At 33.6% G+C, this 26576-nt stretch carries 21 protein-coding genes and 1 pseudogene; 19 read left to right on the forward strand and 3 right to left on the reverse strand.

The features are described from left to right. Positions 1-73: 73 nt before the first annotated feature. The 12 genes from BHU68_RS05615 to BHU68_RS05670 all read left to right on the forward strand — a co-directional run bounded on the left by BHU68_RS05615 (position 74) and on the right by BHU68_RS05670 (position 12156). On the forward strand, positions 74-1081 hold the full coding sequence (locus BHU68_RS05615) for a polysaccharide biosynthesis/export family protein (RefSeq protein WP_141698817.1): 1008 nt from the start codon (positions 74-76) through the stop codon (positions 1079-1081). Beyond that, positions 1081-3126 (forward strand): GumC family protein, encoded by a 2046-nt coding sequence (locus BHU68_RS05620; protein WP_069470603.1) that lies wholly within the window; start codon positions 1081-1083, stop codon positions 3124-3126. Before BHU68_RS05615 ends, BHU68_RS05620 begins: the two co-directional genes overlap by 1 nt. Then, entirely contained in the window at positions 3126-4094 is a 969-nt protein-coding gene (locus BHU68_RS05625; protein ID WP_083234153.1) for a glycosyltransferase, read from the forward strand. Before BHU68_RS05620 ends, BHU68_RS05625 begins: the two co-directional genes overlap by 1 nt. A 75-nt stretch (positions 4095-4169) precedes the next feature. Continuing rightward, entirely contained in the window at positions 4170-4406 is a 237-nt protein-coding gene (gene rpmB, locus BHU68_RS05630; protein WP_069470604.1) for a 50S ribosomal protein L28, read from the forward strand. Positions 4407-4446: 40 nt separating this feature from the next. Further along, positions 4447-5700 carry a polynucleotide adenylyltransferase PcnB gene (pcnB, locus tag BHU68_RS05635; RefSeq protein WP_069470605.1) on the forward strand — a complete coding sequence of 418 codons (1254 nt, stop codon included), beginning with the start codon at positions 4447-4449 and terminating at the stop codon, positions 5698-5700. Beyond that, complete coding sequence (gene folK / locus BHU68_RS05640) at positions 5697-6173, forward strand: 2-amino-4-hydroxy-6-hydroxymethyldihydropteridine diphosphokinase (protein WP_069470606.1); 477 nt, start codon at positions 5697-5699, stop codon at positions 6171-6173. Before pcnB ends, folK begins: the two co-directional genes overlap by 4 nt. Continuing rightward, entirely contained in the window at positions 6136-6927 is a 792-nt protein-coding gene (panB, locus tag BHU68_RS05645) for a 3-methyl-2-oxobutanoate hydroxymethyltransferase (protein ID WP_069470607.1), read from the forward strand. Before folK ends, panB begins: the two co-directional genes overlap by 38 nt. Positions 6928-6933: 6 nt before the next feature. Then, positions 6934-7890, forward strand: coding sequence for a P1 family peptidase (locus tag BHU68_RS05650; RefSeq protein WP_069470608.1), 957 nt, complete (start codon positions 6934-6936; stop codon positions 7888-7890). Then, complete coding sequence (locus BHU68_RS05655) at positions 7887-9002, forward strand: ATP-grasp domain-containing protein (RefSeq protein ID WP_069470609.1); 1116 nt, start codon at positions 7887-7889, stop codon at positions 9000-9002. Before BHU68_RS05650 ends, BHU68_RS05655 begins: the two co-directional genes overlap by 4 nt. 596 nt (positions 9003-9598) lie before the next feature. Continuing rightward, positions 9599-9844, forward strand: coding sequence for a hypothetical protein (locus tag BHU68_RS05660; RefSeq protein ID WP_069470610.1), 246 nt, complete (start codon positions 9599-9601; stop codon positions 9842-9844). A 15-nt stretch (positions 9845-9859) separates the two neighbouring features. Then, the gene (locus BHU68_RS05665; protein ID WP_069470611.1) at positions 9860-11695 is read left to right on the forward strand and encodes a hypothetical protein; all 1836 of its coding nucleotides are present in this window, start codon (positions 9860-9862) and stop codon (positions 11693-11695) included. 23 nt (positions 11696-11718) lie between these two features. Continuing rightward, positions 11719-12156 carry a DsrE family protein gene (locus tag BHU68_RS05670; RefSeq protein WP_069470612.1) on the forward strand — a complete coding sequence of 146 codons (438 nt, stop codon included), beginning with the start codon at positions 11719-11721 and terminating at the stop codon, positions 12154-12156. 40 nt (positions 12157-12196) lie between these two features. Here BHU68_RS05670 and BHU68_RS05675 read toward each other — a convergent pair whose 3' ends face one another. Continuing rightward, complete coding sequence (locus BHU68_RS05675; RefSeq protein ID WP_216092868.1) at positions 12197-12745, reverse strand: helix-turn-helix domain-containing protein; 549 nt, start codon at positions 12743-12745, stop codon at positions 12197-12199. A 695-nt stretch (positions 12746-13440) separates the two neighbouring features. On the opposite strand from BHU68_RS05675, the gene BHU68_RS05680 reads away from it, so the two are divergent. Continuing rightward, positions 13441-13674, forward strand: coding sequence for a hypothetical protein (locus tag BHU68_RS05680; RefSeq protein WP_069470613.1), 234 nt, complete (start codon positions 13441-13443; stop codon positions 13672-13674). A gap of 1031 nt (positions 13675-14705) precedes the next feature. Here BHU68_RS05680 and BHU68_RS17155 read toward each other — a convergent pair. Beyond that, a complete protein-coding gene (locus BHU68_RS17155) occupies positions 14706-14855 on the reverse strand; it encodes a hypothetical protein (RefSeq protein WP_171899612.1) in 150 nt (49 codons plus the stop codon). Then, positions 14855-15340: a DUF262 domain-containing protein gene (locus BHU68_RS05685; protein WP_320409024.1), complete on the reverse strand. Its 486-nt coding sequence runs from the start codon at positions 15338-15340 to the stop codon at positions 14855-14857. Before BHU68_RS05685 ends, BHU68_RS17155 begins: the two co-directional genes overlap by 1 nt. Positions 15341-16056: 716 nt before the next feature. Between BHU68_RS05685 and BHU68_RS05690 the strand changes: the two genes are divergently transcribed. From BHU68_RS05690 to BHU68_RS18275, 6 genes and pseudogenes are all read left to right on the forward strand, one after another. Then, entirely contained in the window at positions 16057-17175 is a 1119-nt protein-coding gene (locus BHU68_RS05690) for a helix-turn-helix domain-containing protein (RefSeq protein ID WP_069470615.1), read from the forward strand. A gap of 78 nt (positions 17176-17253) precedes the next feature. Continuing rightward, on the forward strand, positions 17254-21720 hold the full coding sequence (gltB, locus tag BHU68_RS05695; protein ID WP_069470616.1) for a glutamate synthase large subunit: 4467 nt from the start codon (positions 17254-17256) through the stop codon (positions 21718-21720). Positions 21721-21723: 3 nt separating this feature from the next. Next, positions 21724-23136, forward strand: coding sequence for a glutamate synthase subunit beta (locus BHU68_RS05700; RefSeq protein ID WP_069470617.1), 1413 nt, complete (start codon positions 21724-21726; stop codon positions 23134-23136). Positions 23137-23216: 80 nt separating this feature from the next. Continuing rightward, on the forward strand, positions 23217-24257 hold the full coding sequence (locus BHU68_RS05705) for a ParA family protein (protein ID WP_069470618.1): 1041 nt from the start codon (positions 23217-23219) through the stop codon (positions 24255-24257). Positions 24258-24914: 657 nt separating this feature from the next. Then, complete coding sequence (locus BHU68_RS05710) at positions 24915-25823, forward strand: AAA family ATPase (protein ID WP_069470619.1); 909 nt, start codon at positions 24915-24917, stop codon at positions 25821-25823. Between the two features lie 30 nt (positions 25824-25853). Further along, positions 25854-26168, forward strand: a pseudogene (locus BHU68_RS18275) (hypothetical protein); the annotation flags it as partial. Positions 26169-26576 lie beyond the last annotated feature (408 nt).

Here is a 26576-nt window from a genome sequence, read left to right on the forward strand (position 1 = left end):
AACAATAGGTATAATCGTGTTTGGTTGGTATTCAAATTCAAATTCAAATTTAAAATTAAAATTATATATATTAATGAGCTTACTAATGACCAGTTGCGCTCAAGTTGAGGATGTTCCAATAGATCCAATACTACAAGCCCCCGCTCCACGAGAGGAAGTTGCTAAAACTCCTCCAGAGTATTTAAATTATTTTCATAATACAGTAACTAATAATTCTCAAAATTATCGTCTTGGTAATGGAGATAAAGTATCAGTTGATGTTTGGGGTTATCCCAAATTAAGTGGTCAACATATCGTAGGACCTGATGGCAAAATCAGTTTACCATTAGCAGGAGATATTACATTAACAGGTTTAACTAGGCAACAAGCCGTGCAAACTATTAGTAATAGATTAGCTAATTTTTATGAAAAATTATCCATTGCCTTAAAAGTAGATCAATATACAGCTAATAAAGTCTTTATATTAGGTAGAGTTAAACAAGCTGGTGAAATAGATTTCGGAATGAATACGCCTACCTTATTAGGTGTATTAGCCAAATCTGGTGGTTTTACAGGTAAAAATAGCTTACCTTTTACTCGTTGCACTATTTTTAGAGGGCGTAATCAATTAGTTAATGTTGATTTAGAGCCATTATTAACAGGTAAAAATTTATCTCTAAATGTTAATTTGGAACGTAATGATGTAATATATATTCCTGATCTTGAAGAAAAATTAGTATATGTATTAGGTGAAGTAAAACAACCGGGCGCATATAATTTAGGTACAAGAACTTCATTTATAGAAATACTTTCTAAAGCTGGTGGTTTTACAATCAATAGTAATAGCGAACAAGTTAATTTAATTCGTCCAAGCGAAGGATTAAATCAACCATTAGCATTAAAAAAATTATTAGATGTTAATCAAAATATGAATATCGCGCTTGCAGAAGGTGATATTATTTATGTTCCTAAAAGTACTATTGCTAAGATTGAATATAATTTACGTTTTCTATCACCGATTACTAGTTTGTTAGGTGTTTATAGTAGTATAGATGCTATTCGTGTTAATGCAGAGTTACGTAAACAAGTAGGAAATCAATAGTGTCAGAAGAACAAGTTATTCCTACTGGGCGATTTAAACCCCTAGTAAGTTTATTAAACCATAAGTTTTTACTTGTATTTATCATAAGTACTATGATAACTCTAGGCGTATTACTTTCAAAAAAAGTTAAACCTAGTTACACAACTACAGCTACTGTATTAGTATCACCCAGTTTTGTTCCAAATTTAAACTCAGAGAAAAATCTGGATTTCACACAATATCAGTTGTATATTGCACAGCAAACTAAATTGATTACTCGCGATGATGTTTTACGTTCAGCAATGCAAACTGTAGAGTTTAAAAAATATTGGTTAGATTCAGATTTAAACAATTTAAAAGAAGCACTTAGTACCGATAATGAAGAAGGTAGTCCATTTATTTCTGTTACTATCACTTCAAACAAACCTGACGGACTTGATATTGTATTAAATATCATTATAAAAGCTTATTTAAAACAATCACAAGCAGAAAATATTTATAATAGTAGTGGACGTATTGAAGTATTAAAAGTGCGTCAACAAGAATTAGAAAATTCTATTAATAAGTTACAAGGTAAGCGCGGTGATATTTCCGAACAATTAGGAGTTACAACTTTTCAGCAAGACAGTTTAAATCCTTATGATCAAGTTTTAATTGAGAGTCTCAAAACTTATAACTCTGCTCATAGCAAAAGTCTTGAGCTTGAAACTTATTTCATAGCTTTGACTGGAAAAGTTAAGCAAGGAAAAAATTTATTATCACTGCTTGCAACTGAAAAATTAAATGAAGATAACTCATTAAAAGCAATTAAAAGGCAACTTATACAACAACGTATTAACTTATTAACTAAAATAATCGGCTTAACATCTAGACATCCTACTAGACTTAAAGCAGAACGAAAAATAGCCAATATTGATCAAATTATTAAGCAAGCAGAAACTAAAAAATTAAATGAAATTCGTTTACATTTATTAGAAAAAAGTCGCGCTGAAATATTCAAAGCTCAACAATTGGAAGATAGCTTCGCACAACAATTAAAAGCACAACGTGCCACTGCTAGTAATTATTCAATTCTCTACAATGAAGCTTTAATAGTTAATAAAGAAATAGCCCGTAATTATGAGCAATTAAATACTATTAGTGATCGCATTGACTTTTTAACTATTGAATCAACTGCGCCCGGTTTTGTGCGTATTGATTCACTGGCTAGCCCCTCGCTATTGCCAGTTAATAATAGCACAAAAGTTTTATTGATATTTATAATTGCCGGTATTGGCTTAGGCACTATAGTGCCAATTGGTATTGACTTATTGGATAAACGCATACGTACACCGGGTGAAGTACAGAAAATTTTGGGCTTTTCACCACTAGCATGGATTTTAGAACGTAATAATATTTATGCTGAACAAGTTGCAACCGATTCACTACGTCGCATGGCATTAGCACTAAATCGTGATTGGCGTAGTCATGATACAACTGGCTTTGTCTTAACCTCAGTTAAACCCCGTGGTGGTACTACCAGTGTTACCTTAGAATTAGCGCGTCTTTTAACAGGTTTAGGAATTCGTACTGTAGCGGTAGAATTGAATGCATTTCAACCCGATGATCGTTATACTAACAGTATTGGTTTTTCTGATGGATTAACTAGTTTATTTACACCTGAAGATGTTGAGACTATATCTCCAGAATTATTGATAATTCCCGGTAATAATGAGCTGCCAGATCGTTTGCCAGTAGGCGAAACTTCAACAAGTCATCTAATCACACATGGTAAATTACCTCAGATATTAGAGAAACTAAATGATCATTATGACTTAGTACTTTTAGATACACCACCAATTTTATTATCATCTGATGCCGAATTATTAGGTGAAATTGCGAGTGGCGTTTTATTAGTAATTGAAGCAGGTAATACAACTCCCGGCGAACTAAAACGCGCTGCTAAATTATTAGAACGCTTAAATCCACCAGTATTGGGTGCAGTATTAAATCGAGTTAAAGTATTTCGAGGTGGCGGTTATTTTGCAGAGATATTAAAAGAATATAAAAATATCTCAAAAAAATAATGAATATTCCACAATTATCGGTAGTAATAATAGGGCGCAATGAAGGGGAACGTTTAGAGCATTGTATTCGTTCTGTACAAGCTATAGATTATCCACAGTCTAACATAGAAACTATTTATGTAGATTCCAATTCTACTGATGGCAGTACAGAACGTGCAAAAGCATTAGGCGTACAACAAGTATTATCTGTAAAACCAGAACGCCCAACAGCAGCAATTGGGCGTAATGCTGGATGGCGTGCCGCTAGTGCGCCGCTAATTTTATTCTTAGATGGCGACACTATTTTAGATCCTGACTTTGTAAAAGTTGCTGTAGAAAGTTTTAATGACTCAAAAATTGCTATTGTTTCTGGGCATGTACGTGAACGTTATCCACAAGCCTCAATCTATCAACAAGTCTTAAATTTAGATTGGATTGCTCAGGCAGGTATTTCAGAAACTTGTGGCGGTATTGCTTTAATGCGTCGTGATATATTAGAACAAGTGAATGGCTTTAATTCTGAATTAATTGCAGGAGAAGAACCTGAAATGTGTCAACGTATTCGTGCCAAAGGATCTAAGATTCTTCATATCGATCAAGACATGGTATTGCATGATTTAGCAATGACACATTGGTCACAATATTGGCGACGTTCAGTGCGTACAGGGCACGCTTATGCTGAAGTATCTAATTTACTAAAATCAAATTCAATTAATTTTTGGCAACGAGAATCACGTCAAAATTTTGTACGAGTTAGTTTTTTTATTAGTATTTTTATACTTGGTTTTATTATGAACATATTATGGTTTAGCGGATTAGTTTTTCTAGCTCTGAGTCTGCGTAGTGGTTGGAAATCGCGTTGGAAATCAACTCGATTAATGACTTTATTCTGGTATGGATTACACTCACAATTTCAACAAATACCGATTATGATAGGACAATTATCATACTATTATGGTAAAAAACAACAATTAATAGAATATAAGTAGGGTTGTTATTTTTCTCATTTTTTGTTAAAAGAAAGGGTTTAATTACATTTTTTTATCTAAAAAGAGCGAAACATAATGTCTAAAGTTTGTCAAATAACTGGTAAACGCCCTATGAGTGGTAATAACGTATCTCATGCCCATAATAAAACTAAGCGTCGCTTTTTACCTAATCTACATATACATCGTATTTGGGTAGCAAGTGAAAATCGTTGGATTAAATTGCGTATCAGCCATAAAGGTTTACGTATTATTGATAAGCTCGGTATTGATAAAGTACTAGCTGATATGCGTCAACGAGGCGTTAAAATATAATCAAGGAAGTGAAAAGTGTATAACTTTTCACTATTCATTTGTGACTTTTATTAAGAACTTATTATCTTACCTTAGCTTGCCAGTACAACAATCTATAAATAACAAACCTGTTTATATTCCACGTGATAAACATATGTTATCACGTAAAAATATTAGTCCAGAGGCTTTACAAGTTCTTTATAAACTACATAAATCTGGCTATAAAGCACTTTTAGTAGGCGGGGGTGTACGTGATAGTTTATTAAAACGTACTCCTAAAGATTTTGATATTGTAACTAATGCCCATCCTGAACAAGTAACAAGCTTGTTTCGTCGTTGTCGTTTAATTGGACGACGTTTTGTATTAGCCCATGTATATATAAGTAAAGAAATTATTGAGGTAGCAACTTTTCGCGCATCTCATAAAAACAATAATGCTGGCATTATACAAGATGGACGTATTATTCGTGATAATGTATATGGAAAAACCGTAGATGAAGATGCTGTGCGTCGAGATTTTACCATAAATGCTATTTATTATGATATAAGTAATCTTTCATTATTCGATTATGCTAATGGTATGGAAGATTTAAACAATGGTGTAATACGTTTAATTGGTGATCCAATCCAACGCTATAAAGAAGATCCAGTACGAATGTTACGAGCAATACGATTTGTAGCAAAACTAGATTTTACTATGGCACCAGAAACAGCGGCTCCAATAACAGATTTAGCGAATTTATTAAAAAATATTCCAGCGGCACGTTTATTTGAAGAAGTACAAAAGCTATTTCTAAGTGGACATGCAGTAAAATCCTTGCAACAAATGCGAGAATATAATTTATTTGCACAACTATTTCCATTAACCGAATCTTGCTTAAATGACCCAATAGCCGCTAGATTAATTCAAGAAGTATTAGAAAATACAGACGCAAGACAACAGAATAACCAAACTATAACAGCAGGTTTTTTATTTGCTGCTTTATTATGGCCGCCTTTATCAAATTTATTACCTAAAGAACAAGCTAAAGGTGTGAATCAACAAGAAGTATTATTTGAAGCAATTGAATATCTGTTAAAACAACAACAAAAACATGTTGCTATACCAAGACGGATAGCCATATTAATGCAAGAAATTTGGTTATTGCAATTGCGCTTAACTCGACCACGTCGAGGTAAAAAGAAGAACTTTAAGCTTTTACAACATCCTCGCTTTCGAGCAGGTTATGACTTCTTAGTATTACGTGTTAAAGCCGGAGAGCAAGAAGTCGCCTCAGAAGCTGCTTGGTGGACGAAATTTCAGCAGCGTAAATGAATAATAACCATAGTGCATATATAGGAATAGGTTCTAATCTGAATGAACCGATTCAACAAGTTGAACTAGCATTCATAGAATTGCAAAATTTAACTAATAGTAGTTTAGTTAAACGGTCAACATTATATCGTAGCTTCCCATTAGGATCAGCTAATCAACCCAATTACATTAATGCAGTTGCACGATTAAGCACCGATTTATCAGCAATAGAATTACTAGATAAATTACAAGCCATTGAAAATAAACAAGGTCGTGTGCGTACTGAAAAATGGGGAGCTAGAACTTTAGATTTAGACATCTTATTATATGATAATCAACAAATAGAAACAGCAAGACTATCTATACCACATTCCGGTATATATGAACGAGCGTTTGTCTTGTATCCACTCTATGAATGCGTACCTGATTTAGTATTACCAAATGGACAAAAGATTTATGAATTGCTTAAACAATTTACGTCAACTAAAAGCTAAAGGCGAAAAAATAACTTGTTTAACTGCTTATGATGCCAGTTTTGCTCAACTACTAGATAATGCTGGTATTGACATAATATTAGTTGGTGACTCATTAGGCATGGTAATTCAGGGTAATGAAACTACTTTGCCAGTTACTGTGGATGATATGATTTATCATTCTCAACAAGTTCATCGTGGTTTAAAACGCGCATTATTAATGGTTGATATGCCATTTATGAGTTATACTAACCCAAAAATGGCTCTTGAAACAGCAGCTCGCTTAATGCGTGAAGCTAATGCTCAAGTAGTTAAACTTGAAGGCGGAGTTTGGTTGGTAGATACCATAAAACAATTAGCAACTTATGGTATTCCAGTATGCGCCCATTTAGGTTTGACTCCACAATTTATACATAAATTAAGTGGTTATAGAATACAAGGTCGTAGTGAGATAGAAGCAGAACGTATATATGAAGACGCTTTAGCATTACAAGCGGCTGGAGCCGAATTACTATTACTAGAATGTGTTCCAAGTAAATTAGCAGAAAAGATAACTGCAAACTTAGAAATACCAGTAATAGGCATAGGAGCTGGCTCCACATGTGATGCACAAGTGTTAGTATTATATGATATTTTAGGAATTACACCGGGAAAAGCACCATCATTTTCTAAAAATTTTTTAGCAGAAAATGGATCCATATCTGCCGCTATTACAGCATTTATTGAAGCAGTAAAAAATGGTACATTTCCCGGAACTGAACATAGTTTTAAATAATCATAAATGAGCAATGCCACAATAACAGATATACCCGGAATTCGCGTTGGTCATTTTACTCAACATGAATATGCAACAGGTTGTACTGTAATTCTCTGTGATAATGCAGCAAGTTGTGCTGTCGATATCCAAGGAGACGCACCGGGTACAAGAGAAACAGATTTACTTACACCTAATAGTTTAGTAGATAAAGTTAATGCAATATTATTAACAGGCGGTAGCGCATTTGGTTTAGCTGCCGCTGATGGTGTAATGAAATACTGTCAAGAAAAAGGCTATGGATTTACAATGGGTCATAAAAAAATACCCATTGTACCATCAGCAGTAATCTATGATTTTAACCTTGGTTCACAACATTATGCACCAACAGCACAAGATGGTTATCAAGCCTGCTTAAATGCGACAACTGAAGAAATTGAAACAGGTAATGTTGGAGCAGGCACTGGTGCTTTAGTTGGAAAAGTATGTGGAATTGAACAATCCATGCGTGGTGGATTAGGAGTAGCAGGAATTAAATTTCCGAGTGGATTAATTATCAGTGTTCTAGTTGTTGTCAATACATTTGGAGACGTGAGAAATTCTCAAAACGGCATTATAGCTGGTGCTAGAAAGATGGATAATAGCTTTATAGACGCTACCAAATACCTGATGGATGAAAAGAACACCGCCATCAACAATGGTTCCAATACACTAATTGGTGTTGTAGCAACCAATGCAAAACTAAATAACCATGATCTCCAAAAAATGGCAAAACGGGCACAAATTGGTGTAACACAAATTATAACACCAGCTCACACCAAATATGATGGCGACACCTTTTTTGCTTTAGCAACTGGTGAAATTGAAACAGATATGACTTTAGTAAGTGTTACCGTAACAGAATTAGTAAAAAAAGCTTGTTTTGAAGCCATATTAAAATCAGTTGGTAGAGAAGGAATACCAGCTTATTCAGAATTAATATGACCAATCTGTTTATACACACAATTCATCTAAAAACTGGAAATCACTTAAAACTTCAGCAATACCCAGAACGAGCATTACTGCTCGCTGAAGAACAAGATATTATAATTCTCAACAATTACCCCGATACCGATTATCTTAATTACTTACTAAGCATTGGTATTGGAACCAGCAACATACTTATACCTAATGTCAAAGGCAATCAGTCATTATCAGAAAAAATACTTAAAGATCAACAACTATTAAAGTATTTGAACAAGCAAAAGCCACTAATATTACAACCTTATATTAGCACTGCCGCAGAAGCCAAAATAGCCAAACTGATAAACGCCACTTTGAATGCTGCCCCTCCAGATTTAACAGAACAAATCAACAACAAACACTATTTACTATCCATATCACCAACACTGAAATATAAAACAGCTAATTCAGCCACAGTGATAGCAATTGCCAAACAACAAATAAAAAAACACCAACAAATAGTAATTAGCGGCGTTCAAAGCTATGGAGGAATAGAAATATCGCCAATAAACAATACAAATGACCTGATAAAATTTGAAAACAGAAACGAACAATACCTAATAACAAAAAAATATAAAACCTCAAACTCACCAAACATTCAATACCAGATTAACCCAAACCAGATACAAGAACTAGGCATAACAGATCAAATACTAGACGACAAACTAAAATACCAAGGCAACATATATCCCTCAAAAAGCCAACAACTAAAAAAAATCAGACAAGACTCATATAATCTCTGCCAAAAATTACAAGCGGCAGGATATAGAGGAATACTAGGAATAGACTTTATAGAAACAATAGACAATGAACTATTCATAGTTGACATAAATGCACGAACCAACACTTCATCTTTTGGCTTATATGTACTAAAAAAACTATTCCCTAACTCATATCAACACAAATATCTAAAAATAATACCTAATATTAATATTGGTAAAGCAATGACATTTAAAGAATTAACAGGAACAATTGGACCACTTTTTAATAAAGAAACTGGGCGAGGTATGATTCCGTATAATGTGGGAGGATTGAAATGGGGAGAATATAGTGGTATTTTGATTACGGATTTTGAACATGATTTAAAGGATTAAAGGATTAACATGATTGTAAATTAGCTTTTTCTAATTTATGTTTATATGTTAGTACAACTAATTATGAAATAAACGAATTGATAAGCTGGTCAAACTATATGTTTTAATTAGTTTAATTCTCAATTAGTTGTACTAACAAAAAAGGATAGTGCCACAAATTTTATATGATTAGACAATTTATTCGCAACTAATAACTACCCTTACTTCTTCACCAACTCAATTATCTCCTGAAGATAAGCAATTTCCTTATCCTTTTGCTCAATAATGAAATTAGCTTTTTCTAATTCGTGTTGGCATCTTGTTTGATCAATAGTATTATGGAAAGATTGTTCATTATGAAATGATGAAGTAAAATTAATACTAGCAGTGGCTGTTTTCTTTATGAATTATCGTTTATATTATGCGGTAATGCAAATTTATATATGTAATTAAATTTTATACTGTAATAATTATTAACAATTTTATATATTTGAGGAAATAACCATGAAATTTTTTCTTCGCCCAAAAGAAAGAAACGTCTAGTTTCTTGGGTAAAATATTCAATTAGTGCTATTGCACTTATTATTATTTCAAACAATATCCATGCTCAAGCTGATGTGGCTTCTATTGACTTTACAACTAAAACAGCATATCTACCTGCTGTTAAGGTGCAAACACTTGGAACCTTCAATCTCAAACTTGATTTATTGAACGAAGCTCCAATAGAATTTGTTATTAAGGAAGTGACTCCAGCACCAAACGCCACTAATCCTTTAGCTACATTCAATTTTCGCACTGGCATTCTGCATATTCCTTTTGTAAAAGTAATTGTTGACAAGAATACTGGTGCAGAAGATTATTAGGAGTCAGAAGCAGACATGAATGTTGTTGTTGATTCTCAAACATTTCCACCTATCGACTCTGAAGTAGGACATATCTTAGAAGTTTCCTTTAGTCAAGACAGTAAATTTCTGAACCTTGGATTACAATATGGTATTGTTTTGCCTTGGAAAATTGCCGCCTATACTGATGGAAATACCATCAAAGTGATTGCTGGTGTTCCACAAGCTTTGCTACGTAGTTATTTTAAAGATGATAAAAATATCAAACAACTACTCAGTCTAGCTAGTCAGTATCAAAGCAAAATTGAAAAAGTAGTGGCATCAGCCTTACAATCTTTAAACTTCAAAACTAATATTAATAGCATTATAAAAAACACCCAACTGGGTGAAAGTGAAATTACAGCAATTGAAACTGCGCATGGAAATAAACTAACACACGATTTTGCCACTCCTTCAATTACGATAACAGATAATTCTATTGATGCAAAAACTGTTATTAATGCTATAACAAAAGCATTTTTAGCTGATCAAAATGGAGATCATGCCATATTGCCGAATGCTGTCAATAATTATCTTACAGGATCAATGAGTTTTGAAGATTTTTTTAAACTTATTGAACAGGGAAAAGATATTTGGGCTAAAGGTGACGCATTTCAGAATTGGAACTTATTGAGAACAATGGAATTTTATGATGAAAAAGGCAGCACCTATCAGAGAATCGAAGTTTCTCAACAATTCTATGCGAGTATGGGATTGGGTTTTGGACTGCATCACATGCCAGCACTGCCTTGTTCTATTGGCGTGTGGAAAGATTCAACAGGTGTACACATAAACCTAACTAATCCGCGTTTTTTATTAGATAAAGTATATGCTATTACCCGGGGTTCTAATTGGATTGATGTTTATGATGTTCGCTTGACAAAATATTTGTATAATATTCCTCTTCAGCATGGTCCACGTTCAGCCGAAGCCTACAATACTGCTTTGGGGCTTATATTGGTCACTGGTTCAGATAAAGCAATGGCTAGTCTGATTGATCCAAAAACAGATACTGTGGTAGCAGTTGCTGGTAACGACACTAAAACTAATCCAAAGGATTATGGCGGCTCGCTTTCTTCTGGTCATCCTTTCTGGTTGACTGAACGCCTGTTTGTCATCATTGACAGAGCCAACAGAAAAATTCAGATGTACCGCCTCAATGGGCAGATGGGCAACTGGCAAACTGAACTAGTGAATGAAGTAACCACACCAACATCAGTTCACTACATTATTCCTCGTGATAATAATACTTCTAACACATACTACGCTATTGCAGAAGGCAGTGTAGAACAGCCACCCTTGCTGCTGGAACTCCAACTAAACAATGAAAAACTATTGTTGAATCAGCAAGTAGCAATCAAGACAATGGGAATTACCGGAAAAGGCTCTCATCATGGAGACTTTCATCCTGATGGAAAACACATCTACATTGGTACTGATGAAGGACATTGTTTTGTGGTTAATCGGGACAACATGAAAGTGGTGACAGTGATAGAAACTGGCAAAGGACATGGTCATACCACTTTTGTGCCTAAAAGAAATATTGCCATTAGCATAAACCATAAAGATACTTATATAAGTATCATAGACACAACAAAGCATAGTAAAATCACTGACATTACAGTAAGCGGCAAGCAACAGAATAATCAAAAGTTGCAATCGCACACCTACTACCTAAGTCCAGATAATAGATACTATTATGCTTTTGCAAGTGATAACGGCATTTTTTATGAATTAGATCTTGAAAAACTAAAAATAACACAAACTATTAAAACAGGAGGCACACCAATACAAGGAGTGTTTATTGATCGCTCTGAATGGATGGGTCACTAACTTTATCTTTTAGGAAAAAACTTATGAAAAAACTACTTATCAACATTTTGTTAATGTTCTCTATTGCCTCTTTAAGCCCTATGGTTTTAGCAGGACCTTTGGATGGTAAAAAACTGGTTATGATTATCAAATCAGCTGACTCTAGTGAAGCAGGTATGGGTTTATCTCTAGCATATAGCGCGGTTAAAAAGGGCGCACAAGTCACAGTAGTTCTGGGAGCTAATGCTGCTTTATATCCAGCTAAAAAGGGAGCGCAGCGAATTTTTGCAGCCAAAAATAAAATTCCACGTGACATGCTCAAAGACATTATTACCAAAGGAGGCACTGTTTACCTTTGTGGATTGTGCGCCAAATGGCAAAAATTACAACAAAGTGACTTGATTGATGGAGTTGAAATAGTGACATCCATCAAAATATGGAACAAACTTTATGAAGATGGTGCTAAAAGCTTGACATTCTAACGTAGGTTGGGCTGACGAAAGGAAGCCCAACATTTGGGTGCTATCCTTGCTTCTTTAGCAACTCAATTATATCCTTAAGATAAGCATTTTCCTTATCTTTTTGTTCAATCATTAACTTATTTTGTTCAATAATTAAATTAGCTTTTTCTAATTCATGTTGGCATTTTCTTTGGTCAATTGCATTATAGTGAGATTGCTGATAAAAAATAGAATCAGGCTGAAAATTTTCTATAAAATTAAACACATTTTTATCATTTAAGCCCACCAATTTTTCCAACTCCACACCAAAAATTTCTGAAATTTTCTTTAATCGAGAAAGATTAATATCCACCTTACCCTGCTCAATCTTAGCATAGCCATTAAGACTCATCTCTAATTTTTCCGCCATTTGTTCTTGAGAAAAACTTTTGAATTGACGAATAAATTTAATATTTTCATGCACCTCCATAAATATATCCTCACAGTTGGTAAAATTAATATTTATTAAATCTATCTGGTGGAATGATGATTGGTATTTGCTGTTTATTATACTTTCGATAAATATAAAAGTCATTCTCCAAAGCCTTTGAAATAATCTTATCTTTTCCATCTTCACGTAACCCTTCTAAATGAAATTCAATAACTTCAGCTATTAATTACTTGATTGATTGACTGCGCAATATAATGAAAAGAAAGAAATTGTTTCAAATAATAATTAAGAAATAAACGAAACAAAGTAACGATACGAAGTCAGCGAAGCTAAGTAATTAGTTGATTTCTGAATTCGTTGTACTAACAAAAGTATTATTTATTAAGGGACAAGTCTAATATATAACAAATATTTTATGTATATTTCAAACAAAAAAATATACACGGTTAAAAAAATGCAAGCGTTTTTATAATTTGCATTAAAAGCTTACATTAATAATTTGGATAATTTTCAATTACATATACTTTTAACCAAAGAAGATGATGTAATTGTAGCAAGATGTCTGGATTTTTCTGTATCCAGCCACGGTGATAATGAGAAAGAAGCTCTTGATTCTCTCACAGATAGTATCAAATAGAATTTCATTCTAATACAGGTGGAAAACATAGTGGTAAATTTATAAGAGATAATCAATCATTTCCAGTCAAAACTCATGGTAAGAAAACCATGATTTTGCCTTAGATTCATCCCAAATTCCAACTATTTTTGATTTATCAGTATATTTATTGATATTTTCTACATCTGTGTTACCTGAGAAAAATATATGGATTATATTTTTGTCTTTAAATTAATTTAAATATCTAAGGAATATTTTTATGAAAAAATATTTATTTTCCATATTAGTATTATTACTAACTGATGTTACGCAGAGACGACAACTGATGAAAGGAAATGGGGCTTTAGCCCCGTTCATTACTGGTGAATTGCAGCTTCCACTTCCTAAAAAAGCACAACAGCGGCAACATTACGGGTTGCAAATAAAGTTGTTAAATTGTAGGGGTAAACCTTTATGGTTGCCCTTTTTGTGTAAGTATTTGTTGCTTTTTTAAAAGTGATGAAATAAAAGAAAGATTATGGAATAATACTATTTCAGTAGGCGCAAACGCTGATAGTAAACGCGCTGTCGAATAAGTTTAGCAGTTACTTTGGTTTTAAAAACAACCTAGGCAACCTAACACAAATCACCTATATTGTAGGTGATTTATGATGAGTAATACTCTAACATACCCATAGTATAAGAACTATAAATATAGTTGATTTCATTTTTAATTACAAAACCAATAATTTTATTATGTATTTAATGTAATTAAAAAAAACCTTGAATACAACAATAGTTTATCACTTGAGCAAAAAACTGAAATATTTAACAAATATCGCAGACAAAAAATTAATGATTGCCCTTATTGCGATACTACTGAAAAAATTGAGCGTTTACCTAGAAGAGCTGTAAAAATTTTAACTGCTAAACCGGGTTATGAGCAACCGGGTACCCAAGGTTTAACTCATATCAGTGAATTGAATGTTATAAATTCACTTCGAGAGAAGTTTTCTGAAAAGTTCGGTGATGAGCAATGTGATTTTGAGACTCCATTTTAATTTAAACACCCATGACACAACCACACAACTAGAATATAATAAAAGACTTTTTCACCCACTTTTTTTGGAGGTTAGATGATGAGTCACAGTGCTTTGCCATTCCAGCAGCTTTGAAAGCTAATAATTGATTTTATTAGTTTTTAGATAATTATCTATATATTCAGTTACTTTTCTTTCTGTTAATTGATGACTTACATCGTCATGTATAATATCGTGTCTTCTTCTTAGAATTTCATTCAATTTGTTTTTATCATGTATTAAATTTAAATTTTTTGTTTATCTTTGCCTCATCTACACAAATCTGATAAAACTTATGAAGTTCAGATTTTACTTGTTGCATAATCTGTTGATTATATTTTTGTGGATGTTCTAACTTATTAGGCAATATATCTGAGTTATTTAAAAGGTATTTAAGTGAAGATAAACGTAAATGTAAAGATAAATTTTGGTAATTTTTATTAGAGATTTGAATTTTATATAGAAATTATTCTAAACTAACCACGCTTAAATTCAAAAACAAATCATGGTGTTGAATTTTACCTTCATTATTTTCTGTTCTTGCAAAGTCGATTAATATATTGACATCGTCAATAGTTTTAAAAAAATTATCAGTTGCATCAAGAAAATAAGACATTATTGATTTAATCGCTTTACCATATTAGAAATAATATTAGGATTGCTATTACGTCTAATTAAAACAATGTGCATTACACTTAAATTTATTAAACGTTTAGCTTGTGGTGGTAAGTCTTGAAATCGCATTGATTCAAATTCTGTGATAATTTCAAGATTAGTTAGTTCATATTTATTTTTATAAAAGTTAAAAATCGCTAATATTCTTTGAATACCATCAACTACTAACCATTTACCATCTTGTTGTTCTTTTAAATACAATAGCGGTATTGGAAAATTCATTAGAATAGATTTAATTAGTTTTGAAGCTTTTTCTGTTGTCCATAATTTATTTGGAATTTCTAAGATAATCTGCTTTTCTTCAGTTAAACTTAGAATATACTCGATATTATAATCATAAGAACAAGTTTTTAAATTAAATTGTGGTTTTGATATGTGTTGAGTTTCTGTTGCAATTGCTTTTAAAATATCATTGTTTTGAGGTATATTATAGTTAGTTTGCGATTATTTTGTTGATAAATTCACTCATGAGTACAAAATTGAATTTTTTACCTATAAGGTCGATTTTAAAAAATTATTTCACAAACCATAATAAAATCAATGCTGGCTCCATTAAATTATGTCCTTTATCCGATAAAAAGCATTAATTTTAACATAAATGAATTAACAAGCAGTTGATGTATTTGTTGCTACAAAATGATATAAAAAAAGCAGTGATCTGGATTGGTGCTTTTTTAAAAGTGATGAAATAAAAGAAGGATTATGAAATAATACTATTTCAGTAGGCGCAAACGCTGATAGTAAACGCGCTGTCGAATAAGTTTAGCAGTTACTTTGGTTTTAAAAACAACCAAGGCAACCTAACACAAATCACCTAAAAAGTTTTCAAGACCAGGTGATTTATGATGAGTAATACTCTAACATACCCATAGTATAAGAACTATAAATATAGTTGATTTCATTTTTAATTACAAAACCAATAATTTGATTATGTATTTAATGTAATTAAAAATACTCACAATTGTTTTAGGCAATAAAAAACCCGCTTTATAACAGCGGGCTTTTTTAAATCCTTTTACAATTTTTTTTAAACCTACGAGGCATCCATGTGAAAAATCACTTTATTTCAATTAATTCAAATTGAATTATATCAAAAAGTGGTCAACATGTCTATGCCTCATTTCAATTAATTCAATTTTGATATGAGTATTAAGACCAACCAAAAAAAATTTTGGGCATATAATGATATTTTTGATGTTTTTGGTAGTGAGCTGAAGGCTTATAACCTTATAGTTTACCTATGTTTAATCCGACACGCTGACAGTAAAGGGCAATGTTACCCTTCATACAATTTGATTGCAAAAAAATGTGGAGTATCTCGCAGAACAGTTATAAATGCAATTAATAAGTTAATTGAATTAGATTTCATTAGTTTATCAAAACGCAAGGTTAATAATGGTAGTTACACCTCCAATCTCTATACCATTAAAGAATTACCACATCATACTAATACAACTAAAGATGCTGTATCAGCACTTCAAGATCAGCATAACCCTAGTGCAGCAGATACACCACCCCTAGTGCAGGAGATGCACCACCCTAGTGCAGCAGATGCACCACCCCTAGTGCAGGAAATGCACCACCCTAGTGCAGGAGATGCACCCGAAGGACGGAAAACAGAAGGACAACTAAATTATAAGGACGACGAAACGAAGGACGGGCAAGCCCTAAATAACAAGGTTGATTTATCTGAATTAAAATCCCCAATATTTTTAAGTGAACAAACTCTAAAAGCTCTACATAAATTACCTGATAATAATAAAAAGCAAGAAGTACTTGATGTATTAGCCGCTTCTATGAAAAAAGGCACGATAAGAAAACCAGAAGCATATTTGCAAACACTTATACAACGCTCTTTAGATGGTGACTTAACACCCCTTAATAATTCCATTCCTGAAAAAATTGATAGTAACTTTATTAAAAACCTTGAATACAACAATAGTTTATCACTTGAGCAAAAAACTGAAATATTTAACAAATATCGCAGACAAAAAATTAATGATTGCCCTTATTGCGATACTACTGGTTATATAAGGTTTTTAGAGGAAAATGGTGATATGCATGGTAAAGTCTGTACCCATGAAAAAATTGAGCGTTTACCTAGAAGAGTTGTAAAAATTTTAACTGCTAAACCGGGTTATGAGCAACCGGGTACCCAAGGTTTAACTCATATCAGTGAATTGAATGTTATAAATTCACTTCGAGAGAAGTTTTCTGAAAAGTTCGGTGATGAGCAATGTGATTTTGAGGCTCCATTTTAATTTAAACACCCATGACACAACCACACAACTAGAATATAATAAAAGACTTTTTCACCCACTTTTTTTGGAGGTTAGATGATGAGTCACAGTGCTTTGCCACCTAAGCAGGGTCTCTATGATCCTTGTTATGAACATGATGCTTGTGGTGTTGGCTTTATTGCTCATATCAAAGGTCATAAAAATCATAATATTATAATTCAGGGTTTGGAAATTCTTAAAAACATTACTCATCGTGGGGCTGTGGGGGCTGATCCTCTTGCTGGTGATGGTGCTGGTATCCTTATTCAAACGCCTGATGCCTTTTTACGTGCTAATCTTGATATTAGTCTGCCGTCAGTAGGTGATTATGCGGTTGGTATGATCTTTTTGCCTCGTGATGAGCAAAAACGTGCCGCTTGTGAGGCTTTAATTGCTGATGTCATAGCCGCTGAAGGTCAAAAATTATTGGTTTGGCGTGATGTTCCTACTAATAATGATGTTATTGGTGAAAGTGTTAAAGTGATTGAGCCTGTTATTAAGCAGGTTTTTATCGCTAACGCTTGTGCTGATCAAGATGCTTTTGAACGCAAATTGTTTGTGATTCGTAAGGTCATTGAACATAAAGTACGTAATGAGTTAGAATTGGATTATAGTCATTTTTATATTCCGTCTTTTTCTTCACGTACTTTATTGTATAAAGGAATGTTATTGGCTGATCAAGTTGGAGCTTATTTTCCTGACTTGTTAGATGAGCGCATGGTAACTTCCCTAGCATTAGTACATCAACGTTTTTCTACTAATACCTTTCCAACTTGGGATTTAGCTCAGCCTTTCCGCATGATTGCCCATAATGGTGAAATTAACACTGTACGCGGTAATATTAATTGGATGGCAGCTCGTCGTCATTCTATGGCTTCCGAGTTATTGGGAGATGACTTAGATAAATTATGGCCTTTAATTGCAGAAGGTCAATCAGATTCTGCCTGTTTTGATAATGCCTTAGAATTATTGCTTGCCGGTGGCTATTCTCTAGGGCAGGCAATGATGATATTGATTCCTGAAGCATGGGCTGGTAATCCTTTAATGGATGAAAAACGCCGCGCTTTTTATGAATATCATGCCGCTTTAATGGAACCGTGGGATGGTCCAGCCGCTGTTGCATTTACCGATGGTCGTCAAATTGGGGCTACTTTAGATCGAAATGGCTTACGTCCAGCGCGTTATTTAATAACCAGTGATGATATTGTGGTTATGGCATCAGAAATGGGCGTTTTAGACATTCCTGAAGATAAAATCATTAAAAAATGGCGTTTGCAGCCCGGTAAAATGTTCTTAATCGACACTGAAGAAGGGCGTATTATTGATGATGCAGAATTAAAAGGACAATTGTCAAATAGTCTGCCTTATCAACAGTGGTTAGATGAAACTCAGATTATTTTAGAAAATCTACCATCTGAAGTTGCCGCAATGCCACCTAATAAGCAAACCTTATTAGATCGTCAACAAGCCTTTGGTTATACTCAAGAAGATTTAAAATGCTTTTTAATTCCAATGGTTGTAAGTGGGATAGATCCTTTAGGCTCTATGGGAATAGATTCGCCGATAGCGGTTTTATCAGATCGCCCACGTTTATTGTTTGATTATTTTAAACAAAGTTTTGCCCAAGTTACTAATCCACCAATTGATCCAATTAGAGAAGAATTGGTGATGTCATTAGTATCTTTAATTGGTCCACGTCCAAATTTATTGGGTTTAAATAAAGGTGACTTTTTACAAAAGCGGCTAGAAGTTGCTCAGCCGATATTAACTAATGTTGATTTGGAAAAAGTACGAGGTATTGAAACACGTACTAGCGGCGCATTTCGTACTAAAACTTTAAGCATGTGTTATGGTTCTGACAACATGGAATCAGCAGTTAACACCTTGTGCCAACAAGCTGAACGGGCTGTATTAGCTGGTAATAATATCTTAATATTGTCTGATCGTGGAGTAAATCGCGATTATATTCCAATACCTTCATTATTGGCTACTTCAGCGGTTCATCTTCACTTAATCAAACAAGGTTTGCGCACCGAATCTGGTTTAGTAGTTGAAACTGGTGAAACTCGTGAAGTTCAGCATTTTTGCCTATTAGCGGCTTATGGTGCAGAAGCGATTAATCCTTATTTAGCATTTGACAGCTTATTAGCAATTAGAAAGACTCTGCAATTAACTGAAGCTGAAATTCAACAACGCTACATTAAAGCAGTTAATAAAGGCATGTTAAAAGTCATGTCAAAAATGGGTATTTCTACTTATCAATCATATTGTGGTGCCCAAATATTTGATGCAGTTGGACTTTCTGATGAATTCTTAGATCAATATTTCACTGGTACTAATTGTAAAACTTCAGGGATAGGCTTAGCAGAAGTCGCTGAAGAAACTGTACGTAAACATAGTTTAGCTTTTGGTGATAATCCTATATATCGCAATGCCTTAGATGTTGGTGGTGAATATGCCTATCGTCTGCGTGGTGAAGAACATGTTTGGACACCTGAAACTATTGCTAAATTGCAACATGCAACTCGTAGCAATGATAGAAAACTATATGATGAATTTGCTAAAGAGATCAATGATAAAGCCTTAAATTTACGCAGCTTCTTTGATTTTAAATTCGCTGAAGCAGTGCCATTAAACGAAGTAGAACCAGCCTCAGAAATTGTAAAACGCTTTGCAACTGGTGCCATGTCATTTGGTTCGATTTCTGAAGAAGCGCATACTACTTTAGCAATTGCTATGAATCGCCTTGGTGGTAAATCCAATACTGGTGAAGGTGGTGAAGAAGTTGAACGCTTTACCCCATTAGAAAATGGAGATTCAAAACGTTCTGCGATTAAACAAGTAGCATCTGGGCGTTTTGGTGTCACCGCTGAATATCTAGTAAATGCTGATGATATTCAAATTAAAATATCTCAAGGCGCAAAACCGGGCGAAGGTGGACAATTACCCGGACATAAAGTCAATGAAATCATTGCCAAAGTACGTCATTCAACTCCCGGCGTAGGATTGATTTCACCACCACCACATCATGATATTTATTCAATTGAAGACTTAGCGCAATTGATTCATGACTTAAAAAATGTTAATCCAAAAGCTAGAATTAGTGTCAAACTAGTATCAGAATTAGGAGTAGGTACAGTAGCGGCAGGCGTAGCCAAAGCTCATGCTGATCATATTACCATTTCTGGTTATGATGGTGGTACAGGTGCTAGCCCAGTTACTTCAATTAAACATGCTGGTTCACCTTGGGAAATTGGCTTATCAGAAACCCATCAAACCTTAATATTAAATAAATTACGTGGACGTACCGCAGTACAAACCGATGGTGGAATACGTACTGGACGCGACGTTATAATCGCAGCATTATTAGGTGCAGATGAAATTGGTTTTGCAACCATAGCCTTAATTGTCGAAGGTTGCTTGATGATGCGTAAATGTCATCTTAATACTTGCCCCGTTGGTATTGCGACTCAAAGAGCAGAATTACGCAAACTATTTACTGGTAAACCAGAACATATAGTCAACTACTTCATGTTTGTAGCTGAAGATGTACGCGAATTAATGGCAAAACTAGGTTTCCGCACCTTCAATGAAATGATTGGACGTTCTGATAAACTAAATATGAATCGCGCTATTTCACATTGGAAAGCGAAAGGGCTTGATTTATCACGTATTTTATATCGTCCAAAAGTTGATGATGATGTAGCTGTATATAATACTGAAACTCAAGATCATGGCTTAGAAAAAGCTAAAGATCAAGAATTAATCAAACAAGCACAAGCGGCACTAGAAAATCGTACTCCAGTAAAAATTGAAACCGATATTCACAATTATAATCGTAGCTTTGGAGCTATGTTATCTGGTGAAGTAGCCAAACGTTATGGACATGCTGGCTTAGCAGAAGATAGCATTTATATTAAAGCAACAGGTTGTTCTGGACAAAGTTTTGGAGCATTTGTAGCGCATGGTGTCACCATAGAATTGATTGGTGAAGGTAATGACTATGTTGGTAAAGGATTAAGTGGCGGACGTTTAGTTATTTATCCTCCTAAAGAATCTCCCATTATTCCAGAAGAAAATATCATAGTTGGTAACACTGTACTATATGGCGCGATTAGCGGCGAATGTTATTTCAGAGGAATTGCTGGTGAACGTTTTGCAGTAAGAAACTCTGGAGCAACTGCTGTTGTTGAAGGCGTAGGCGATCATGGTTGTGAATATATGACCGGTGGACGTGTAGTAGTACTTGGTTCAACTGGACGTAACTTTGCTGCTGGCATGAGTGGTGGTATAGCTTATGTACTTGATGAAGCTGGTGATTTTGATAAACGTTGTAATATGTCAATGGTCGAATTAGAAGCAGTTGATGAAGCAGAATTCCTAAAAGGTTTGATTCAAAAACACTTAGATTATACCAATAGTAGTCGCGCCCAAGCGATATTAGATAATTGGAACGACTATTTGCCACGTTTTATAAAAGTCATGCCTACAGATTATAAACGAGCCTTATTACAACAAAAGGGGTAAAATATGGGAAATACAACCGGCTTTTTAGATATTTCACGCCAAGAGAGAACTTATAAACCAGTTGCGGATCGCGTCAAGCATTATGATGAATTTGTAATAGCATTAACCGATGAAGAAGTGAGCCAACAAGGTGCCCGTTGCATGGATTGTGGCATTCCATATTGTCATAATGGATGCCCAATAAACAACATCATTCCAGATTGGAATGATCTTGTATATCAACAAGATTTTCGTGCAGCCTTGGAAGTATTACATAGTACCAATAACTTCCCAGAATTTACAGGACGTATATGTCCAGCACCTTGCGAAGCCGCTTGTACATTGAATCTGAATGAAGAACCAGTGACAATTAAAAGCATAGAATGTGCAATAGTTGACAAAGGCTGGGAACAAGGTTGGATAGAACCAGAAGTAGCAATTCATCGTACTGGCAAACGAGTAGCAATAGTAGGATCTGGACCAGCAGGATTAGCTTGCGCCCAACAACTAGCTCGTGCTGGACATGAAGTAATAGTATATGAAAAACATGACCGTATAGGTGGTTTACTATGCTACGGCATTCCCAACTTCAAATTTGACAAAAGCCTAATAACTCGCCGTCAAGCCCAAATGCAAGCAGAAGGAGTAGTATTTCGTCCAAATAGTCATATAGGGGTTGATATTCCAGCTCAACAACTATTAGACAAGTATGACGCAGTAGTACTAACAGGAGGATCAGAAAAACCTCGTGACCTACCTGTACCCGGACGCGAATCTAAAGGTGTACACTTTGCAATGGACTTCCTAACTCAACAAACCAAGCGAGTTTTAGGAGACATTGTAGATGGTATTAGTGCTACAGACAAACACGTGGTAGTAATAGGAGGTGGAGATACTGGCTCAGATTGTATAGGAACATCAAAACGTCAAGGGGCGGCATCTATAACCCAATTAGAAATAATGCCCAAGCCACCAGAAAAAGAAGACAAAGGCATGACATGGCCAAATTGGCCCCTAAAACTACGTACTTCATCATCCCAAGAAGAAGGCTGCGAACGTGACTGGAGCGTCTCAACTAAATCAATAGAAGCAGATGAAAATGGCAACATCAAAAAAATAAATTTAGTGCGACTAGACGCAAAAATGCAAGAAATTGCCGGAAGCGAATTTGAACTAAAAGCAGACCTAATGCTACTAGCAATGGGCTTTGTGCATCCAGTACAAGAAGGCATGTTAAATGAACTTGGACTAGATTTAGACCCAAGATCCAACGTAAAAGCAGATACTAATAACTACCAAACATCAATAGAAAAAGTATTTGCAGCAGGCGACATGCGACGCGGACAATCCCTAGTAGTATGGGCGATAAGAGAAGGCAGACAAGCAGCGCGGGCTGTGGATGAATACTTGATGGGACATTCAGAATTGCCTAGATAATTTTAGACCTGACAGGTTTTCAAAACCTGTCAGGTCTTGATTACAGTTTTATAAATTACTTATATAAATTTAAAAACATTATGAAAATAATTTCTATTTTTAATAATAAAGGTGGCGTGGGCAAAACTACACTCACCTATCACTTAGCACATATACTCGCTGAAATGGGTAAAAAAGTCCTAATTTTAGATATGGATTCACAATGTAATATGAGTCTATATGGTATGCAAGAACAAGAATTGGAAAAAATTTGGCGAGATGAAAACTCTGTGATTGATAATGGATTTGATTCAGCTAAAAAACAAATGGATGGTAAGGATTTTGAAAATCTTTTTAAAACCACTCGAACAATGCATTTCCTTTTAAAATCGGTAGAAGAAGGTGTATCAGATTTTGACGAGTTGCCTCCGCCTATTAAGCTGACTAATAATTTAGATTTAATCCCAAGCCGACTAACGCTTTTTAAATATGAAAATAAAATTGCTGATCGTTGGAGCGGTATGTTCTTGGGTGAACCATTATCGATAAGAACCGTTACACGGATAAGAAAACTTGCCGAATTATATTCGGAAAAAAATCATTACGATTTTGTAATTATTGATACTTCCCCTAGCCTAGGTATGTTGAACAAGATTATTATTTCTACCGTAGATGGTTTGATGATTCCTTGTCTTCCAGATATGTTTTCTTTATATGGCATAAAAAATATTGGTGAGGCATTAAAACAATGGCAAAGAGAATTTAATACTTGTTTTCAAATTATTTCAGGGGAAAATCGCAAACGGTTTCCAAAAAATCCGGTTCAATTTTTAGGATATACTATTTACAATGCTAAAAAATACGAATCGAAGAATCGTTGGAATTTAGCACAGGCACATTTAAATTATGCCGAAAAAATTCCTGAAACTATCAAAATACATATTGATAAAGAAGTGAGAAAACATCTTTCAGAAGAAATGGTGGAAACACCTATATGGAAAGTACCTACTTTTAATGGTTTAGAACCAAAAGATAAAAGTACTATAAGTGGTAATAGTGCTAGCTATAAAGCGACACAAAAGAAGTACAAACAATTTGCCGATGACTTTCTAACAAGAGTTGCGACTTTAGATGATGAGTGAGACAATTTGAGAATACCATTACGAAAGCATTAAGTTATTTTAAACAAAGATTAGAACAACAACGCTCCTTTCAAGTTCAAAATAATTGGCTATTGTAATTCCAAAAAAATAAAGGACTTATCTTTAGAGTATGAAAACTTTCATCAGAAATTAAGTGAAAGTGGTAGGAGTTATGAAAAATTTTTATCTGATTGCTTCTATGCCATCTATCTTTTTTTTCCAAAGTATTTAGGTGATAAAATAACAGTTAGCACCCAAGATTTATTTATAGGTGGAGATATAGAGCTATGCAAAAAGAATATAATAGAAATTTACCCATAATAATAGTATTGTCAATAGAGTTTATATAGAACAAATTAAAAAATTTCTAAAAAACGAACCAAAAGATAGCAGATGCTATTATCAGTGATAGCAACAGATTAAAAACACACCATGAAAATATGTAAACTTTCATCAGTATGATGATAATACACAAAGTATTTGCAGCCTGTAGATAAATATTTTATAGTGCATTCATAATTGCCTAGATAATTTATAATATTTACCACGCTAGGCGTGGTACTTAACTGTGAATCTATATTAAATCAATATAGTGCTACACATATTTTATATATAAATGATCTAATTAGGAGTACAAAACATAGTTTTGTACTTAAAATGAATTACATAAAAAAAGTAAAAATAGACAAATTATTTGATGAGTTGGATATTAACTGGAATCTTGATCCCAAAGTTAATATTTTAATTGGCAAAAATGGAAGTGGTAAAAGTACATTATTAAGTTTAATAAAAAATTTTTTTAGATCTGAAGCTCAATCACTTGCACATTTAGATGTAAATTCAATAGATATTGAGATCGAAAATGATGATGTTGAACAGATTAATCTGTGCTACATCAACACATTTGAAATGTATCTTGAAAATTTACAGCAGCTATCAGAAAATTCTCAAGCTAAAAATGATTTAAAGACTGAACTTGATGTTATTTTAGAACATTTAATAAACGATTGGAAAAATTACTTACTAAAACGGAAAAATCTAGCTGAAACAGTAACAATTGCTTTTGATCAAAAAATTAGAGAAATCTCATCTAAGGAAACAGGCAATGAACATGATTTTCAAGAATTAAAAAAATTATTAAATGAAAAAACTAAGCAGATAAATGATATTTATTATTATAGGGATAATTTTATAGAACAAATAAATCATTTATTTTCTGATTCAAACAAACGGATAGATTTTGATGAAAATAACGCGATTATTTTTAAAAATAACAATAACAAATCACTTTCCGTCTATGAACTTTCATCCGGTGAAAAACAAATACTAATTATCCTGTTAAATGTACTAATTCAAGAAAATAAACCTACTGTAATTTTGATGGATGAACCAGAAGTTTCCTTGCATTTAGCTTGGCAATTAGACTTGATAGATATGATTCAAAATCTTAATCAAAACTGTCAAATCATCATAGTTACACATTCAGCAGGTGTATTTAATAAAGGATGGAAAGATAAAATTACTAAAATCGAAAATATTACTAGCCAATCAGAATCACATGACTGATATTGATATTGAAAATTTTTTCATACATATACTTATTCAATTGAAAATCACAAGATTTCACCAGAAGCTTTAGCGCGTATTGTAGAAAAATCATCATATCCAGATGCAACTATATCCACTTTTTCTTTCATTAAATTCATTAAAGAGTATTCAAAAGCTAGTTATCCACTATTACCTTATATTTTGTATTTTGAAAAGAAAAAGTTTGAACGAATGGTTTCTGAGCCACTTATTTCAAAAAAGAATTTAAAATCAGTATTTTGTATTGAACCAAATGAAATTTATCTCAATGATAATGCTAATAATGTGATTATTAGATTAAAAAATCGTGTCTTTGATAGATAAAATCAAACAAAAACAAAAATAATATAATAATCATATCAGAAAGATTGATTGGAAAACACTTATGTATGATGGACATATATATTGTTTAAGCTCTTTAAATAAATGCCCTTCAATTCAAAAGATAAAGCAGGATATCAACAATACATATCACAACAAAAATACATGAAAATTCTCCTTTATAAAAGGAAAGTTAGAGAAGGGAATTTGATTATTTATCAGCATTAATCGTAACTGATGAGCATCACATCAGCAGATGCTGGTATCAAAGTTTCATATTTACTGGAAGAGCAGAACATGTAGTCAACTACCTCATATTTGTAACTTGGCTGCGAATATATGAGTGGTGGTATAGCTTATGTACTTGATGAAGCAGAATTCCTAAAAGATTTGATTCAAAAACACTTAGAT

This window comes from Candidatus Marithrix sp. Canyon 246, from assembly GCF_001723685.1.
Classification (GTDB): domain Bacteria; phylum Pseudomonadota; class Gammaproteobacteria; order Beggiatoales; family Beggiatoaceae; genus Marithrix.